Origin of the sequence: Serratia rubidaea (genome assembly GCF_016026735.1) — a bacterium.
Taxonomy (GTDB): Bacteria; Pseudomonadota; Gammaproteobacteria; order Enterobacterales; family Enterobacteriaceae; genus Serratia_B; species Serratia_B rubidaea.
This window is the reverse complement of the sequence record NZ_CP065640.1, coordinates 2121213-2138330: the sequence shown is the minus strand read 5'-3', so window position 1 is coordinate 2138330 and position 17118 is coordinate 2121213. Positions and strand designations below refer to the sequence as shown.

The 17118-nt window shown below is 62.0% G+C and carries 14 protein-coding genes; 7 read left to right on the top strand and 7 right to left on the bottom strand.

Annotated features, from left to right (window positions below):
- Window positions 1-16 precede the first annotated feature (16 nt).
- A complete protein-coding gene (locus I6G83_RS09860; RefSeq protein WP_054306988.1) occupies window positions 17-1201 on the bottom strand; it encodes an anaerobic sulfatase maturase in 1185 nt (394 codons plus the stop codon).
- Complete coding sequence (locus I6G83_RS09855) at window positions 1198-2904, bottom strand: arylsulfatase (RefSeq protein WP_054306989.1); 1707 nt, start codon at window positions 2902-2904, stop codon at window positions 1198-1200. Before I6G83_RS09855 ends, I6G83_RS09860 begins: the two co-directional genes overlap by 4 nt.
- A gap of 493 nt (window positions 2905-3397) precedes the next feature.
- Here I6G83_RS09855 and I6G83_RS09850 point away from each other — a divergent pair, with 493 nt between their 5' ends.
- From I6G83_RS09850 to I6G83_RS09835, 4 genes are all read left to right on the top strand, one after another.
- On the top strand, window positions 3398-4057 hold the full coding sequence (locus I6G83_RS09850; RefSeq protein ID WP_015670771.1) for a response regulator transcription factor: 660 nt from the start codon (window positions 3398-3400) through the stop codon (window positions 4055-4057).
- Between the two features lie 85 nt (window positions 4058-4142).
- Window positions 4143-5336, top strand: a complete 1194-nt coding sequence (locus tag I6G83_RS09845) for an MFS transporter (RefSeq protein WP_054306990.1) — start codon at window positions 4143-4145, stop codon at window positions 5334-5336.
- Window positions 5333-6445 carry a class II histone deacetylase gene (locus I6G83_RS09840; RefSeq protein ID WP_054306991.1) on the top strand — a complete coding sequence of 371 codons (1113 nt, stop codon included), beginning with the start codon at window positions 5333-5335 and terminating at the stop codon, window positions 6443-6445. The genes I6G83_RS09845 and I6G83_RS09840 overlap by 4 nt, the downstream gene beginning before the upstream one ends.
- A 28-nt stretch (window positions 6446-6473) precedes the next feature.
- Complete coding sequence (locus I6G83_RS09835; RefSeq protein ID WP_054306992.1) at window positions 6474-7280, top strand: alpha/beta hydrolase; 807 nt, start codon at window positions 6474-6476, stop codon at window positions 7278-7280.
- 32 nt (window positions 7281-7312) lie between these two features.
- Here I6G83_RS09835 and I6G83_RS09830 read toward each other — a convergent pair whose 3' ends face one another.
- The 3 genes from I6G83_RS09830 to I6G83_RS09820 all read right to left on the bottom strand — a co-directional run bounded on the left by I6G83_RS09830 (window position 7313) and on the right by I6G83_RS09820 (window position 9867).
- Window positions 7313-7678 carry a cupin domain-containing protein gene (locus I6G83_RS09830; protein ID WP_015670767.1) on the bottom strand — a complete coding sequence of 122 codons (366 nt, stop codon included), beginning with the start codon at window positions 7676-7678 and terminating at the stop codon, window positions 7313-7315.
- Between the two features lie 27 nt (window positions 7679-7705).
- Entirely contained in the window at window positions 7706-9007 is a 1302-nt protein-coding gene (locus I6G83_RS09825; protein WP_015670766.1) for an NAD(P)/FAD-dependent oxidoreductase, read from the bottom strand.
- Window positions 9008-9105: 98 nt separating this feature from the next.
- Window positions 9106-9867 (bottom strand): helix-turn-helix transcriptional regulator, encoded by a 762-nt coding sequence (locus I6G83_RS09820; RefSeq protein WP_054306993.1) that lies wholly within the window; start codon window positions 9865-9867, stop codon window positions 9106-9108.
- 347 nt (window positions 9868-10214) lie between these two features.
- Here I6G83_RS09820 and I6G83_RS09815 point away from each other — a divergent pair, with 347 nt between their 5' ends.
- The gene (locus tag I6G83_RS09815; RefSeq protein ID WP_054306994.1) at window positions 10215-11342 is read left to right on the top strand and encodes an iron-containing alcohol dehydrogenase; all 1128 of its coding nucleotides are present in this window, start codon (window positions 10215-10217) and stop codon (window positions 11340-11342) included.
- Window positions 11343-11528: 186 nt separating this feature from the next.
- On the opposite strand, the gene I6G83_RS09810 is transcribed toward I6G83_RS09815, so the two are convergent.
- Window positions 11529-12701, bottom strand: a complete 1173-nt coding sequence (locus tag I6G83_RS09810; RefSeq protein WP_054306995.1) for a phospholipase D-like domain-containing protein — start codon at window positions 12699-12701, stop codon at window positions 11529-11531.
- Window positions 12702-12999: 298 nt separating this feature from the next.
- On the opposite strand from I6G83_RS09810, the gene I6G83_RS09805 reads away from it, so the two are divergent.
- A complete protein-coding gene (locus tag I6G83_RS09805; RefSeq protein ID WP_054306996.1) occupies window positions 13000-14235 on the top strand; it encodes an aminotransferase class I/II-fold pyridoxal phosphate-dependent enzyme in 1236 nt (411 codons plus the stop codon).
- A gap of 82 nt (window positions 14236-14317) precedes the next feature.
- On the opposite strand, the gene I6G83_RS09800 is transcribed toward I6G83_RS09805, so the two are convergent.
- A complete protein-coding gene (locus tag I6G83_RS09800) occupies window positions 14318-15238 on the bottom strand; it encodes a L,D-transpeptidase family protein (protein ID WP_054306997.1) in 921 nt (306 codons plus the stop codon).
- Window positions 15239-15566: 328 nt separating this feature from the next.
- On the opposite strand from I6G83_RS09800, the gene I6G83_RS09795 reads away from it, so the two are divergent.
- On the top strand, window positions 15567-17108 hold the full coding sequence (locus tag I6G83_RS09795) for a glycosyl hydrolase family 28-related protein (protein ID WP_054306998.1): 1542 nt from the start codon (window positions 15567-15569) through the stop codon (window positions 17106-17108).
- Window positions 17109-17118: the final 10 nt, after the last annotated feature.

Below are 17118 nucleotides of genomic sequence, written 5' to 3'. Positions count from 1 at the left end.
ACGCTGACTATCGTCCTTATGGATGAGATGACGCAGGCTGTGCGCTGCGCCACAGCGCCAGGCCGTCGGCGTCGCGCGAATAGTGCCGCAGCGGGGCCAGCACCTCGGAGAAAAAGGCGTAGTAGCCGGCGCACAGCCGGTTGTAGCCGTCCCGCCCCAGATGCGCCGGACAGCCGCCCTGACAGACCATCTTCACGCTGCAGCGCTGACACTCGCGCCGGACGCTTTTCCGGCGGCCGAAAGGCAGCGCGCGGGCGGCGTCGGCCAGCGCCGCCAGTTCGTCGCCGGCGTTAAAGCGCCCCAGACGGTGGGCGTCATCGATCAGATGATCGCAGGCGTAGACGCCGCCGTCCTGCTCCATCACCAGATTGCCGCCGCAGCGCGCCGCATGCACGCAGTCGGGGCTGACCTGGGTGAAATACTGGGCGTAGACGTGCTCGATATTCATGACAAAGACCCGCCCCACGTCGCCGCGCTGCCGCCAGCGGCGGTAGATATCGCGCATAAAGCGCCCCCAGTTGGCCGCGCTGAGGCGGTAGCCGCCCGCCGGCGCGTCGCCCTCCAGCATCAGCGGCTGAAACTGCAGAAAGCGCGCGCCCAGCGCCGTCAGCTGGTCATACAGCGCCGCGGCGCCGTCGGCGACGCCGTCATGCACCACCACCAGCAGATTAAACGCGACCCGGTGCTGCTGCAGCAGCGTGATGCCGCGCAGCGCGGCGTCATAGCTGCCGTTGCCGCGTCGGTCCGGGCGATGGGCGTCCTGCGTCTGGCGATCGCCGTCCAGGCTGACACCGATAATAAAATCATGCTCGCTGAACAGCCGGCACCAGGCGTCGGTCAGCAGCGTGCCGTTGGTCTGCAGGCTGTTGCTGATGGTCACGCCCGGCGGCGCATAGCGGCGCTGCAGCGCCAGCGCCCGCTTGTAGAAGCCGATGCCCGCCAGCAGCGGTTCGCCCCCCTGCCAGACAAAGTTGATCTCCCGGCTGTAGCGCGGCTGGGCGGCGATATAGCGGCGGATAAACGCCTCCAGCAGCGCATCGTCCATCGGCCTTGGCCGCTCGCCGCGCTGCGGGTAGTAGCAGTAGCGGCAGGCCAGGTTGCAGCCGGCGCCGACCGGTTTAACCAGCAGATGGAACGGCGCCGCGGCGCGGGCCGGGTCGCTGAGCGGAATTTGTCGCGCCCGCAGCGCGTCGATATTCATTGCGCCTCCGCCAGCGGTCGGCGGCTAGCCGGGTCGATGCCGATATAATGGCCGTCCGCATCCACCCCGAGGTAATCCACCATCTTCCCGTGCGCCTCAATCACCATCCCCTGACGGGCAAAGCGCTGATAGGCCGCGCTGAGACGCTTGACGATCTCCGGGTGCGCGGCGGCCAGGTCGCGGGTTTCCAGCGGGTCATCGCGCAGGTTGAACAGCCCCCAAGGGGCATCGGCGGCCTGCGGGCCGTTCTTCACCAGCCGGCGCAGTTTCCAGTCGCCGTCGACGTAGGCCGCCTGATTATGCAGCTCCACCGCGTAGCTGAACCGCGGCGCCGCCTTGGCCTCACCGCTGAAATAGCGTTTGAAGCTGACGCCGACCATCGGCAGCGGCTTCTGCGCCCGCAGCGGTTTGGCGGCGTCAATGCCGGCAAACTCGTACAGCGTCGGCGCTACGTCGTAAATCGCCATCGGCGTGCGGTCGATGGCGCCATGCTGCCTGAGCTGCGGGGCGGCAATAATAAAGTCGGTATTGATGCCGCCCTGCCCGCTGGTGGTTTTATGGTAGTTGGCGTACGGCGCGTTGCTGACGTTGGCCCAGTGCGGGCCGTACGCCACAAACGAGCCTTTACGGCCGATATTGGCGTAGCTGTTGTCAAACTGACGCCAATAGTCATCCTGCGAGCCGTAATAGAACCCCTGCGCCGGATTGGCGCCGTTATCGGTCAGGAACAGCACGATGGTGTTCTTATCGCGCCCGGTCTGCTTCAGGGTCTGCATCACCTTGCCGATCTGCGCGTCCATATTGGCGATCATCGCCGCATACACCTGCATGGTTTTCGCCGCGTACTGCTGTTGCTGCGGCGTCATCGCCTGCCATTCCTTCTCCAGCGCCAGCGACGGCAGCGGCGTGTTATCGCCGATGATGCCCAGCGCTTTCAGCCGCTTGATGCGCTGCTGGTAAATCGCCTGATAGCCGGCGTCGTATTTGCCGTCAAACCGGGCGATCCAGTCATCCGGCGCCTGCAGCGGATCGTGCGGCGCGGTGAATGCCAGGTAGGCGAAAATGGGCTGCTCCTGCGGCGTCTCGTCGATCCACTGCGTCAGCTGGCGCGCATAGGCCTCGCTGGAGTAGAAATCCGCCGGCAGCGCCACCCGCTTGCCGTTCAGGGTATAGAAAGTGTGGAACGCCTCCACGGTGCCGAGCGGCTTCGCATCGTTAAAATGGCTGGCCCCGCCGCCCATAAAGGCGAAGGCGCGTTCAAAGCCGCGATCGGTCGGCCGCGCGCCGTCGGTGTAGCCCAGGTGCCACTTCCCCGCCATCATGGTGGCGTAGCCGGCATCGCGGAAGCGCTCCGGCAGGGTGACGACCCGATCGGTCAGGCGCATCTCATAGCCCGGACGCGCAATGGTGTTCTCATACCACCACATGCCGCCCATGCCCGCCTGCTGGTTGGTGTTGCCGGTCATCAGCATCGAACGCGCCGGCGCCGACATCGGCGAGGTATAAAACTGGCTCATGCGTATGCCCTGCTCGGCCAGCGCCTGCAGATTGGGCGTCGGGATCTCGCCGCCAAACGGCGTGATATCGGAATAGCCCATATCGTCCGCCACAATAATCAACACGTTGGGCCGTTCGCCCGGCGCGCCGTGCGCCAGGCCGGACACCACGCTGCCCAGCGCCACCGCCACCACGTTTCTTTTCATCGCTATCCCCTTCTGAGCCATCATCATTTTTTCTTCTTAACGGCCTGCGGCACATAGCCGGTATACTTTTTCATCAACCGTAATTTTCGAGTGTAGAAAGCAAAAGAAATTTTTGGCTATCGTTCTTAAGGATGAGGGCAATGCGGCGCTGTCGGCCGCGGCGACGTCACGCGGCGCCTCGCGCGCCGGCGAGCGGCCAGGGGAAAATCAGATGAAAATTCAGAGAACAAGCAGCGGAAAGCTTTATTAATGTTTTAATAAAAAGCCGAAAAAACCGGGCGGAAAAAGTGACAAATATCGCTCTGGCGCGTTGTTATTTATGTAGTTTATTGCAAGCCACCTCACGTTGTTAATATGTTTTTATTGTGTTGCATAATTGCGACAACTATGCTGTTATCGTTCATATATTAAGCTATTCCCAACACGCACAACAGTGCCCGCAGCCCGGCCAGCGCGCCGGTGACCGAGGGCGATAAAGGGAGGGCAGGACATTATGCAGACACCATCAGGGCCCGCGGCTAACCATGCCTTTATTGCCAGCTGCCTGAACACCATCGCGCATCTTATTCCCGTATCCGCCGGCGTGTTTTATTTGGTGAATAACCAGTTAAAACCCGAGCATTATATTTTGCAGGGTATTTCCGCCAATACGCACCGGCAATATCTGGCGGACTTCCAGGATATTGATCCGATGAAACCCGCCAACTTTCATCAGCAGGATATTACCATGGTAAATATGACGCCGGCGGCAATCGCCAATAACCGCCAGTATTACCATGATTTTATGCTGCCGAATAATATGCGCGATATGACCGAGATCTTTATTCGCCAGCGCAGACGCATCGTCGCCGGGGTATCGCTGATTCGCGATACGCCGTTTACCGCACTGGAGCGCGGCCGGCTGCACGCGGTGCTGCCGCTGATTGAGCTGGCGACGCGCGACCTGCTGCCGGAGGGAGAAGCGCAGCTGCTGACCGCCAAAGAGCAGGAAATCGTCAATCTGGTGCGCGAAGGCGCCAGCAATAAACGTATTGCCTTAAAGCTGGGTATTTCCCTCTCCACGGTCAAAACCCATATGCGCAATATATTTTCTAAAACCGCAGTGGTAAACCGCACCGAATTGGTTTCCAGCGGATTTATCGCCCAGGGATAATCGTTCCTGCCGCCGCTCAGGCGGCGGAATATATTACCGTTAAGCACGTCATTCATTATTAATCGCCAGCCAGAAGGATATATTGATGTCCAGCGATGCCTTTTCCGCGCCTGCCCAGCGGGCGGCGCAGCCCTGCCCGCCGCTGCTGCTGACCGCCATTATCGTTTTCGCCGCCATTGCGCCCGGCGTGCTGATGACCGCGCCGGCGATCGCCGCGCAGCTGGCCGGCGAGTGGCGCCTGACGCCGACGCAGATCGGCCGGCTGTTCGCCGGTGAACTGGGGGCGATGAGCCTCGCCACGCTGCCGGCCTGGTGGTGGATGAGCCGCATCAGCTGGCGGCGGGTCGCCTGGCTGGCGGCCGGCGTCTTTATGCTGGGCAATCTGGCCTCGGCGCTGGTCAGCGACTTCGGCCAGCTGCTGGCGCTGCGCGTTGTCGCCTCGCTGGCGGGCGGCACGCTGATGATCCTGTGCATCACCTGCGCCGCCGGCGTCAGCAACGCCAGCCGGGTTTACGCCTGCTGGGTGCTGGGCCAGCTGGCGCTGGGGGCGATCGGCCTGCTGGCGCTGCCGCCGCTGTTCGCCCACTACGGCCTGATGGCGGTCTACCTGCTGCTGGCGGCGCTGATGCTGTGCTGCCTGCCGCTGATCGCCGCCTTCCCCGACGGCTACCGGCCGGCGCCGCAGCACACCGCACAGCGCCCGCCCGCCTCCCTGACGCGTAAGCTGTGCGCCGCGCTGGCGGTGCTGTGTTTTTATATCAGCCTGAGCGCGGTCTGGACCTTTATCGGCAATATCGGCGCCGCCGCCGGGCTGTCGGCGGTGCACGGCGGCCAGGTGCTGGCGATCGCCACGCTGTTCGGCATCGTCGGCGCCGGCGTTGCGGCGCTGACCGGCGCCCGCCGTCACCGGCAGCGGCTGATGGTCTTCGGCTACCTGCTGCTGTTGACCAGCATTGCGCTGCTGTACGCCACGCCGCAGCTGGCGCGCTTTGCCGCCGCGGCGCTGCTGTTCAAATTCACCTGGACCTTTGTGCTGCCGTTTGTGCTGGCGGCCGTCGCCGGGCTGGATAACGACGGCAAACTGATGAACAGCATCAACCTGACCATCGGCGGCGGTATGGCCATCGGCCCGCTGCTGGCCGGCTATCTGCTGCAATTTTTCGGCGGCTTCGGCGCGCTGCTCGGCGGTGCGCTAGGCTGCGCGCTGCTGTCGCTGCTGCTGATTTCGCTGGCATCCCCCGCGCCGCGCGCGCCATTTAATCAGGAGTCTGCAACGTGAAAAGAAACACCGGCTTTTTCTTCGATGAACGCTGTTTCTGGCACAGCACCGGGCTGCACGCCACCACGCTGCCGGTCGGCGGCTGGGTGCAGCCGCCCGCCGGCGCCAGCCATGCCGAATCGCCGGAAACCAAAAGGCGGATGAAAAACCTGATGGACGTCTCCGGCCTGTCGCGCCAGCTGCAGCTGCGCAGCGCCGAACTGGCGGACGAGCAGGATCTGCAGCGCATTCACCCGCCCCACTACCTGCAGCGCTTCAAGCAGCTGAGCGACAACGGCGGCGGCCTGCTGGGCGAGGAAGCGCCGCTCGGCCCGGGCAGCTATGAAATCGCCAAACTGTCCGCCGGCCTGGCCTGCAGCGCGCTGGAGGCGGTGCTGCGCGGCGAACTCGACAACGCCTATTCGCTGTCGCGCCCGCCGGGCCACCACTGCCTGCCGGAGCAGTCGATGGGCTTTTGCTTTCTGGCCAATATCCCCATCGCCATTGAACGCGCCAAACAGCGCTGCGGCCTCGGCCGGGTGGCGGTGATTGACTGGGACGTGCACCACGGCAACGGCACACAGCATATCTACTGGCGGCGCGACGACGTGCTGACCATTTCACTGCATCAGGACGGCTGTTTCCCCGCCGGTTATGCCGGTGAGCAGGACCGCGGCGCCGACGCCGGGCTGGGCTATAACATCAATATTCCGCTGCTGGCCGGGGCCGGCGACGACAGCTACCTGTACGCCATGCAGCGCATCGTCCTGCCGGCGCTGGCGCAGTTCCGCCCGGAGGCGATCGTTATCGCCTGCGGCTACGACGCCAACGCGATGGATCCGCTGGCGCGCATGCAGCTGCACAGCGACAGCTTCCGCGCCATGACCGCGCTGGTGCAGGAGGCCGCCGATCGGCTGTGCGGCGGCAAACTGCTGCTGGTGCATGAGGGCGGCTACGCCGAATCCTACGTGCCGTTTTGCGGGCTGGCGGTGATGGAACAGCTGAGCGGCGTCCGCACCGAGGTGCAGGACCCGCTGCTGACCTTTATCCGCCAGCAGCAGCCGCGCGCGGCGTTCAACCGCTTCCAGCGTGAGACTCTCGACCAGCTGGCGCGACAGTTCGACCTATAATCAGGGGGAATGCTAACGAGGGGATGATATGTCGCAACAACAGATCAGCATTATCAAAGGGCAGCGCGGCGATATCGCGCTGCACGACTGGCATCATGACGCACCGCGCTTTCTGGCGCTGCTGGTGCACGGCTACGGCGAGCATCTGGGGCGTTACCAGTACGTCGCGCGCACCCTACAGGATCTGGGCGCCCGCGTCTTCGGCCCGGACCATCTCGGTCACGGGCGGTCGCAGGGCGAACGGGTGCTGATTGAGGACTACGAGGCGGTGGTCGACGACGTGCAGCTGGCCGTCGCGCAGATCCGCGGCCAGCATCCCGACCTGCCGCTGGTGGTGATCGGCCACTCGATGGGCGGCATGATCGCCACGCGCTACGTGCAGCGCTTCGGCGACGGCGTGCGGGCGCTGGTGCTCTCCGGCCCGCTGCTGGGGGAACACACCGCCATCGGCGATCTGCAGGATCTGGAGACCATTCCCGACACGCCGCTGGACGTCAGCACCCTGTCGCGCGACCCGGCGGTCGGCGCCGCCTATCAGGCCGACCCGCTGGTGTGGCACGGGCCGTTTAAACGCCCGACGCTGCAGGCGATCCGACGGATACTGGCAACCATCGACGCCGGGCCGGGCTTCGGCGCGCTGCCGACGCTGTGGCTGCACGGCGGCGACGATCGGCTGGTGTTAAGCGAGGAGAGCCGCACCACCCTCGAACGGCTGCGCGGCAGCGATTTTCACGCCGAGATCCTGCCCGGCGCCCGCCATGAGATTTTTAATGAGATCGATAAAGATCGGACCTTGCAGCACGTCAGCGCGTTTATCCAACGCGTTCTGCGCTAGAAAAGCAACCGGCCCCGCAAGGGGCCGGTCTGTCAGCCGTTCACCACCGCCAGGTAGTGCTTCACAAAGCGGTCGGAGGTGATGTCCCAGCGCACCCTGGCGCCCTTGGGGGCAAACCAGGCGTCACCGGCCTGATACTGTACCGCCTCGCCGCTGGCTTCATCGGTCAGCGTCACCGTGCCTTCCCACACCGTCGCATGTTCGGCAAACGGATACTCCATCACAAAGCTGCCGCGGGTGCAGCTGAACACGCCGCAGCTCAGGTTGTCATCCGGCGCGCCGTGGATCATCGCCACGCTGACCGTCGGTTCGCCGGCAATCACCGTCGCCCCCAGGTTGCTGACGCTGCCGATCGCCGTCAGCGCCGGTAACGGCTGTTTAAGCAGGAGTGGTTTCATCTTGGTTTCCTCTGGTTAAGTTAACGGTTAACGGCGTCCCTTCCAGTAGCCGGACGTCTGGTGCCACACTTTGCCGGCGGTGGTCATCACCCGCCGCAGTTTGTCCTTGCCGAAGATATTCACGTGCGGAATGGAGCTCATCAGTTCATAGCGCTCGGAGCCTTCCGCCATGCCCTCCGCCAGCACCTTGCAGACGATATGGCTGGGGGTGACGCCGAAGCCGGAATAGCCCTGCACGTAAAACACGTTGTCATGCGCCGGCAGCGTGCCGATCTGCGGGAACAGATTAGCGCTGCAGCACAGCGGCCCGCCCCACGCCAGATCGATCTTCACGTCATGCAGGTACGGGAACACCTTCAGCATCAGGTTGCGGTTCCAGGCTTTCAGATCGGCGGGAATATACTCCAGCAGCCGCGTGGCGCTGCCGAACAGCAGGCGGTTCTCATTGGTCACCCGGTAGTAGTCGATCACCGGGCGGATATCGCTGTAAGCGCCGCGGATCGGGCTGATCCGGCGGATCAGCGCCTCCGGCAGCGGTTCGGTCGCCAGCTGAAACGCGTAGGTATTGATGGTTTTGCGGTGGATGGCCGGCTCCAGGCCGTTGAGAAAGCCGTTGCAGGCCCACAGCATTTTGTTGGCGCGCACCGAACCCATCGCGGTGCGCACCCGGATGCGCGGGCCGTACTCCACCTCCAGCACGCTGCTGTTTTCAAAGATCTTCACGCCGTAGTCGCCCAGCGCCTTGGCCTCTCCCAGCAGCAGGTTCAGCGAATGCACATGGCCGCCGCCCATATGTTTGAGCGCGCAGGTGTAGCTGTCGGAACCGACCACCTGCTTCACCTCCGCACCGGTGTACAGCTCAATCTCTTCGTCCGGCGCCACCGCCTGAAACTCCTTCAGCCAGGCGCGCAGCGTTTTCTCCTGCCGCGCATTGCTGCCCAGATAGCCGTAGCCGAAGCAGAAGTCGGCGTCGATGGCGTATTTGCTGATGCGTTCGCGGATGATGCCGGCGCCCAGATTGCTGATGCGGAAAATGGTTTCCAGCCCCTGCGGGCCGACGTGGCGTTTGATCTTCTCCAGATCGTGGCCGATGCCGGCCATCACCTGCCCGCCGTTGCGGCCGGTGCCGCCGTAGCCGAGGTGGCGCCCTTCCAGAATGGCGATATTGGTGATGCCTTTTTCCGCCAGCTCCAGCGCGGTGTTGATGCCGGAGAAGCCGCCGCCGACGATCACCACGTCAACGTCCAGATCCTCTTCCAGCGCCGGATAGCGCAGATCGTATTTTTTGGTCGCCGCGTAGTAGGTTAACGATTCAATATTGCTGTTCACTGCCGCTCTCCCCAGATCCAGACTCTGACTGCGGATTATCCGCAGGCGGCGGCGGAGCGGCCATGTCCCTTTAGGGATATTTTAACTATTTTTTAACATCATGCGCTGCGGGGCAGCGCGTGACCGAGCAGCAGGCTGAACAGTTCCGCCTGCGAGCCGATCCCCAGTTTGCCGTAGATGTTTTTACGGTGGTTTTTCACCGTGCCGAGGCTGATAAACAGCCGGGCGGCAATCTGCGGCGATCCCTGCCCGGCCAGAATCAAATCGACAATTTCACGCTCGCGCGGGGTCAGCATGGCGCGCGCCGCCGCACCGCGGTCGCACGGCGCGGCCGGGGCGGCGTCCGCTTCCCCTGCCGTGTCGCAGTGCAGTCGCGCCACGCTGCGCACCAGCATCAGCGCGTCGCGCAGCGTCTCCTGCTGCGGCTGACGCAGCGCCACCGTACGCTGCGAAGCGCCGAAAAACACCCCCAGCCGGCGCTGCGGCGTCAGCTGCAGCACCACGCCCGCCTCGTCGCGCCAGCCGGTTTTACGGTAAAAATTGCGGTAGTAGTCGCTGTGATAGAAGCCGCGCGGGGCCAGCTGGCGCAGGGTAAAAACATCTCCCTGCCGCCCGTCGTTCAGCGCGTGATAAAACGGGTCCTGCAGATAGGCGCCCTGCTGATACAGCGCGTTTACCCGGTCGCTGTTCTCCTTTTCCGCCTTCAGCAGACAGCGCGGCGGCCGATCCTGCTCAAAGGCGTACACGATGGCGTTGTCAAAGGCGAAGAAACGCTCCAGGTAGGCCAGCAGGTGCGGATAGAAGTGGCGGGTCGCCACGGCGTCAATCACCGTCGTCAGTCTGGCAAGCTGAATATCCATCCGGGCCTCCGAGCATTAACAGGTTAATAATCTGCGCCGGGCGCGGCCCGCAGCTCGACGGGCGGCCGGAAAGTAATAAAAAGCATCTCATTGTCTGAAATGCAAGCCGGCAAGCGCCGGCGTGTTAAATCAGTCACAACTTGTCCGCCCGGCAAAACGGAATTTTTGTTAATATATGAATGTTTTAACGGGTGCGCGCCACAGCTCAACACCCGAATCAGCCATTAGCGGGAAAATTGACGATGGCGTTTACGGTTAAAAAACTCGCCGTTGCCCGGTAAGAAATCGTGGTTCGCGCCGCCGGGCTGCATTATGCTGGCGTTTTGCCGTTCGCCAAGGAGCCTTGCATGACCCTCAGCCTCACGATCGCCAACCGCCAGACCTGGTTCGGCCAGGGCGCCATTTCGCAGCTTATCCCGCTGCTGACGCAGGATACGCAGCCTACGCTGCTGTTCAGCTGCCGCTCGTTTCTCAACGGCCCGGCCTACGCCGCGCTGGCGCCGCAGCTCGATCCGCTGCTGATCGGCCGGGAGATCGTCAGCCATGAGGCGTCGCCGCAGGAACTGGACCAGTGGGTCGCGCGCTGGCGCGGTCAGCCGACGCGGGTGGTGGCGATCGGCGGCGGCAGCGTGCTCGACGCCGCCAAGGCGTTTGCGGCACTGGTGGCGCACCCGCTGCCGACGCTGCGCTATATGGAAAAGGTCGGCGACACGGCGATCGGCGGCGACACGCTGCCGTTGATCGCCGTCCCCACCACCGCCGGCACCGGCAGCGAGGTCACGCAGAACGCGGTGATTACCGACACCCGCGTCAGTCAGGTGAAGGCCTCGCTGCGCCATGCCAATTTTGTGCCGCAGACGGCGATCCTCGATCCGCAGCTGCTGCAGGGCGCGCCCGACCACGTGCTGGCCTACTGCGCCATTGACGCCTTCACCCACCTGTTCGAAGCTTACCTGTCAAAAACCGCCAGCAGCCTGACGCGCGAGCAGTCGCTGACCGGCCTGCGCCTGTTCCTCGAGGCCTGGCCGGCGCTCAATAGCAGCGACGACGCGCGCGCGGCCATCATGCAGGCTTCCTATCTCGGCGGCCTGACGCTGAGCAGCGCCGGTCTGGGGGTGATCCACGGCATCGCCGGTGAAGTAGGCGCGCTGCGCGACTATCATCACGGCCAGGTGTGCGGCCGCCTGCTGCTGCCGTTCCTGCAATTGCTGGCGGAGAGCCGGCAGCCGCAGCAGCGCAGGCTGATGCAGGAACTGGCCGAACGGCTGTTCCCGCAGCATCAGGGCAGCCCCGAGCGCTACCTGAGCGACTTCATCACCGAACACGCCATCGCGCCGTTCTGGCAGGAGCCGCTGGCCCTGACGGCGGATGAGCTGCACATCAGCGTGGAGAAATCCAACAGCAAAAACTCGCTGCTCGACTACTCCGCCCCGCAGCGGCAACAGATGATAGAGGCGGCATTCCATATCGAATGAATATATAATTCGATCAAGGAAATAGCGGAGAAGTAACATGAGCATTATCGACTGGATTTTAACCGGCATCGCCGTGGGGCTGATTGTCGGCGCGCTGATCAAAGTCTTCGGCAAGAAGAAAGATCGGTAACCCTGAAGCCGGGCAACCAGGGCCGGACGCGCCGGCTCTGGTTACCCGCCAATGCCTCAGCCGCCCGGCCGCGGCGCCGGGTAATCCTGCTCAATGCGCAGCGCCGCCGCATACGGGCTGTCCCACAGTTGCTGATACAGCCGGTCCAGCCGCGCGGCCAACGCCTCGTTATTCAGCACCAGCTCCAGATTGCGTGAATTATCCAGATAGCCGCCGCTCCAGTTGCTGGTGCCCACCCAGGCAAGCCGCTCATCAATGGTCATGATCTTGCTGTGGATCACCCGGGCATAGGGAATAAAGCCGCCGTCGGCGACGGGAATGGTCACCACTTTCAGCTGTACGTTCGGCAGCAGCGCCAGACTCTTCAGATAGTCGATCTCCGGCTTTTTGGTGTTCCAGTCCGCCACCATCAGCTCCACCTGCACGCCGCGCGCCGCCGCGCTGCGCAGCGCGTTGTCGATCACAGCGTAATAGGGCCGGCTGCGCCCCGGCCCGAAGGAGAGCGGCGCATACTCCATCACCTGCACCCGCACCCGCCGCTGCGCCGCCGCCAGCAGCCGCGGCAGTTCGCTCTGCGTATCCGTTACCCCCGCCGGCAGGTAAGCGCGCGGGCTGGCGAGCAGATAGCCGGCCGCCGGCGTCACCGGCCGGTAGGTGAGCGGCGGCACCGGCTGCTGCGCCGCCAGCAGCGCCTGCGCCCGCCAGTCCTGCTCAAATACCGCCTGTATCTGGCGCACCACGCCGGCGTCGCTGACGCGCAGCCCGACCTCATGAATATGCTCCAGCGCCCGCCAGTCAAAGTTCTGGCTGCCGACAAACGCCTGTTCGCCGTCCACCAGCAGGTATTTGGCGTGCATAATGCCGCCGCTCAGCGGCTGATAGTCGAGCACGCGCAGTTCCAGCTGCGGGATCGCCGCCAGCTGCTCCAGCGTATCCGCCGCCGAATTACGCAGCCCTTTGCGCTCCAGCAGCAGGCGGATTTGCACCCCACGCTCACCGGCGCGGCGCAGCTCCGCCAGCACCGCATCCAGCCGGCTGCCGGGCCGGTTCATCACATAAAACTGGGCGATATCGATGCGCTGCCGCGCCTGGGCGAACATCTGCCGCCAGACCTCGGCGCTGTCGCGCAGGTCATCATTCTGTAACTGGGTTTCCAACGGCGCGCTGTACACCAGCTCATAGCCGGGCACCTCAAAACGCGCGTTGGCGACATGGTGGCTAACGTTCAACGGGTCACTCCATTACGGCATAAAACTGCGGCCATTAGGCATAACCTCCTCTTATTCTGTCAAGCCGGTCTGAATATTTATAGAGCAAATAGTTTCTTTATTACTAATCAAACGATGACAATTAAGGAATAGCACTCCGTATTATCAGCAATTCAACCGCATATCTAATAACAGGCTGAGATATTCCAATATTTCATCCTAGAGTAATTGATTAATTATTTTGATAAATTCGGTCAGGGCTAGAGCAAATAAAAAAATAGAACATCAGGTAAGAAACGATAAGGACTAAGGAAAAAGGATGAAAGAACATAACTCTGCCGTTACATCAGCGACTAACGCCTCTGCATTTGACAGAAAAATCGCCAGAGGGGTGGCCAGATACCAGAAACTCAACGGTGACTACTCATTTTTCTTCAGCAAAATAAACGGCTATGACGATAATAACGAAGCCTGGATCTACAGCGAAGAAAAACGGAAACTCAATTTTTGCACCTACTCCTACCTCGGCCTGTTAAAACACCCGGTCATTGAAGCCGCCGCGCAGCAGGCGCTCAAGAAATATGGCACCGGCACCCACGGCGTGCGCCTGCTCGGCGGCAACCTGGATATTCACGAGCAACTGGAACAGCGCATCGCCGATTTCTTCGGCCGCGAAGCCGCATTGACCTTCAGCTCCGGCTTTATGACCAACCTGACGGTGATCGACAGCCTGCTCGGTAAGGGCGACGTGATTTTTTGCGACGAGCTGAACCACGCCAGCATTATCGACGGCTGCCGCATCGGCAACGCGGAGGTGGTCAGGTTCCCCCATAACGATATGCAGGCGCTTGACCGGCTGCTGGCGGACGCGCCGCCGCAGGTGCGCAAGCTGGTGATTGTCGACGCCGTCTACAGCATGGAAGGCGATCTGGCGCCGCTGGATACGCTGATCGCCCTGCGCGACCGCCACCCGAACACCCTGCTGATGGTGGACGAAGCGCACAGTCTCGGCGTGCTGGGCGCCAACGGTAAAGGCATTGAAGAGCACTTCAACCGCCGCGGCCAGATCGACATTCTGATGGGCACGCTGAGCAAAACGCTGCCCGGTCAGGGCGGTTTTATCGCCGCCACGCAGGCGGTGATCCACTACCTGCGCATGACCGCCCGCGGCTTTATCTTCAGCGCCGCGCTCTCGCCGATCACCACCGCCGCCATGCTGGCGGCGTTCGACGTGCTGGAGCAGGAAGGCCCGCAGCGACGGCAGAAACTGATGGAGAACATCACCTACTTCGTCGCGGCGTTGCGCAGCGAGGGGTTTGAAGTCCGGGCGGAACAGGCGGCGATCGTGCCGATTATGATCTACAACGAAAGCAAGGCCTTTGCCATGGCGCAATACTGCCACCAGCAGGATATTTATGTGATGCCGGTCGGCTACCCGGCGGTGCCGAAGGGCCAGGAGCGTTTACGCATGAACGTCACCTACCACCACAGCAAGGAGGATCTCGATCTGGCGCTGCAGGTGCTGTGCGCAGCAAGAGAGGCGGTGGCGTCGTAAAGCCGGGCGTTTGCCCCATAAAAAAATGCCGGTCCGCTGACGCCGACCGGCATTCTCATCTCTGTCACTCAGTAAACGTTGCTCAGTTCACTTTCACCGGCATGCCGGAACGCGCCTTGATCGCCGCGTCGACTTCGCTCTGGTTGACGCCGCTGTCCATCAGCACCTTGCCCACCGCCGGCGACAGCATCACCGGCACCGGATCTTTCGACTTCAGCTGCTCTTCGTTGGCGGAAAGCGGGTTGTGCACTTCCAGATAGCGGCTGCCGTCCGGCTCGACTGAGGCTTTCACCGGCTCATTGATAAACTGTACGCGCGTGCCGACCGGCACGTTATCGAACAGGTATTTGATATCGTCGGCGCGCAGGCGCACGCAGCCGTGGCTGACGCGCAGGCCGATGCCGAAGTTGGCATTGGTGCCGTGGATCGCGTACAGGCGACCGATATACAGCGCATACAGCCCCATCGGGTTATCCGGGCCGGCCGGGAACACCGCCGGCAGGATTTCCCCTTCCGCCGCGTACTCTTCACGCATTTTGGCGGTCGGCGTCCAGGTCGGGCCGTCCTTCTTGCGCTGTACGCTGGTGATCCAGTTCATCGGCGTGTCTTTGCCCAGTTGACCGATACCGATCGGCAGCACCACCACGGTGTTGCTGCCCTTCGGATAGTAATACAGACGCATTTCCGCGCTGTTGATAATAATGCCCTGACGCGGCGCATCCGGCAGAATCAGCTGCTGCGGGATGGTCAGCGTGCTGCCGGCCTTCGGCAGGAAGGGATCGACGCCCGGGTTGGCTTCCAGCATATTGCTCAAACCCATCTGGTACTGCGCCGCAAAGCTTTCCAGCGGCAGCTTGCTGTCCTCAGGGACCTGGATCTGGATATTCTCCCCCACCAGACGGCTGTCTTTGGCCGGCAGAGGGTAAACAACGGCGAGGGCGGTCTGGCTGAACGCCACCAGGGCCGTAAACAGGGTTAATAACGCGCGAATGCTCATGTTTATCTTCGTGTTGGTTTGGTGGGCCGCACTGGCAGTATCGGTCTAAACGTTTTCCGACCCTTAACGGCCGGATGCGCATTATATGTTCACTTGAGCAAAAGTGTGAAATTTTCCCACCGATCGGCACGCATTTTTTCATCGCGTTCGGCCGCATAATCCCCGCTATCCCCCGCCGGACACCGTTTACACGCCGCGGCTCCGTTCCTCGGAAATTACCGCCTTGTTTGGTCAGCCTTCACCCAACAGGCATCCCGTGTCGGCAACGCTATCCGCTCATACCATTATCCCGAGCCGATATTCCGCTCACCAGCAAATCACTAACGGAGAGATAATGATGAGTACAGCCCTTGAAGAAAATACCGGTTACTTCTTGTCACCGGAAATGTTCGGCGCCGTGGGCGACGGCGTGCACGATGACAGCGATGCCATACAGACAGCCATCGACCATGCCCGCGTGAATAAATATCGTAAAGTTGTCGGCAAAGGCAATTACCTGATTAATAAAACGCTGTTAATCAGTTCTGATGGCAACGGTTTTGCGCTGCACCTGCAATCGCTGATTGTCGGCGAGCAGTTTCCCGCGCTGCCGGAAAAATGGTGGGACGCCGCACCGGCGCTCGCTCCCCATAAAGCCGCCGGCAGTCAAAACAACATCGACCTGCGCGTCGAATATTTCAATGGCGCCAATAAGGCGACCTGGTTCAGAAACTGGGGGAACGGCATCACCGCCTCCAGACTGTACTGCGGCAGCATGAAAAACTACATTATCGGCTACCGCTGCTACCGAGACACCCAGCGGGTAACGGGCATGAACGACCTCGCCGGCTGCAGCTGGCACGGGGGCTACCTGGGAGCGCTGATCGGCACCGGTGAAAGAGTGCCGGGCTTTACCACCGTCGCGGAGTGCCACTCATTTGATATTCAATGGTTCGCCTCCAACAAATATGGCGGGGTGATTCTGCTCTCCGGCGCGCAGTATGCCAATATCTACAAGGGTACCTACGACTACAACGGCAAGTTCTCGGTCTGGATGAACCTGGGCGCCAACAACCCGGATACGGAAAATAACGGCAAGGTTATCGGCTTCGGCGACACCATCAGCGACGGTGTGGTTACCGGCACGGTACTGACCGAACCCTCCTATCATCAGGGCAACTATTACATTCTGGTTACCGATACGCAGAATGCCCTGGACGGCAACAGCACCTGGACGGCGGGCAAGCCGCTGAGCACGCCGGACGGCAGCTGGAAGGCCAGCGCGGAGAAAATCATTACCTGCACCACCACCGAAGCCCGCTACTTTGACGTGGTCGCCAATATCCGCACCGGCGGTTTCGGCAAATGCATTATTGAGCCTGAATATATCGGCGGCCTGGTCGGGCATAATCTTTTCACCAGCCAGTACCGGGCGGCCAGCGCCACGTCCATCAACGATACCTCCAACTATCGCGGCCTGGGCGTCGCCAGCACGGCGGATCGCCTGGAGATGACGGCAACCAGCCACAGCAATACGCCGTTTATCAGCGCTTATAAGGACGAAACGCAGGTCAGAACCCATTTGCGCCTTTTCAATCAGAGCAAACTGCTGGGGTTAAATAAATCGGTTAATGTGCCCAATAACAGCCCGACCTGGATCTTCTCGCTGGGCGCGAACTCTTCAGCCACCATCGCCATGTGGAAGGTATACGTCACCTCCACCACGACGGGCATTTCAGGGGAAGCGAACGTCACCGTCCGGGGCAATGAAGCGTTTATCACCAACGTGGTGTATGCCGCCAATATGCAGTTCAAGGTCGACGGCCTGAAACTGCTGGTGCATCAAAGCACCGGCGCCAGCAGAAATATCTTTATGAACGCCATCCGCGTCGCCTGATCCGCAGCTT

What these genes read in the sequence shown, in the direction of transcription:
- I6G83_RS09860 (WP_054306988.1), bottom strand. Translation starts at nt 1,201, where the DNA reads ATGAATATCGACGCGCTGCGGGCGCGACAAATTCCGCTCAGCGACCCG.
- I6G83_RS09855 (WP_054306989.1), bottom strand. Translation starts at nt 2,904, where the DNA reads ATGAAAAGAAACGTGGTGGCGGTGGCGCTGGGCAGCGTGGTGTCCGGC.
- I6G83_RS09850 (WP_015670771.1), top strand. Translation starts at nt 3,398, where the DNA reads ATGCAGACACCATCAGGGCCCGCGGCTAACCATGCCTTTATTGCCAGC.
- I6G83_RS09845 (WP_054306990.1), top strand. Translation starts at nt 4,143, where the DNA reads ATGTCCAGCGATGCCTTTTCCGCGCCTGCCCAGCGGGCGGCGCAGCCC.
- I6G83_RS09835 (WP_054306992.1), top strand. Translation starts at nt 6,474, where the DNA reads ATGTCGCAACAACAGATCAGCATTATCAAAGGGCAGCGCGGCGATATC.
- I6G83_RS09830 (WP_015670767.1), bottom strand. Translation starts at nt 7,678, where the DNA reads ATGAAACCACTCCTGCTTAAACAGCCGTTACCGGCGCTGACGGCGATC.
- I6G83_RS09820 (WP_054306993.1), bottom strand. Translation starts at nt 9,867, where the DNA reads ATGGATATTCAGCTTGCCAGACTGACGACGGTGATTGACGCCGTGGCG.
- I6G83_RS09815 (WP_054306994.1), top strand. Translation starts at nt 10,215, where the DNA reads ATGACCCTCAGCCTCACGATCGCCAACCGCCAGACCTGGTTCGGCCAG.
- I6G83_RS09805 (WP_054306996.1), top strand. Translation starts at nt 13,000, where the DNA reads ATGAAAGAACATAACTCTGCCGTTACATCAGCGACTAACGCCTCTGCA.
- I6G83_RS09795 (WP_054306998.1), top strand. Translation starts at nt 15,567, where the DNA reads ATGATGAGTACAGCCCTTGAAGAAAATACCGGTTACTTCTTGTCACCG.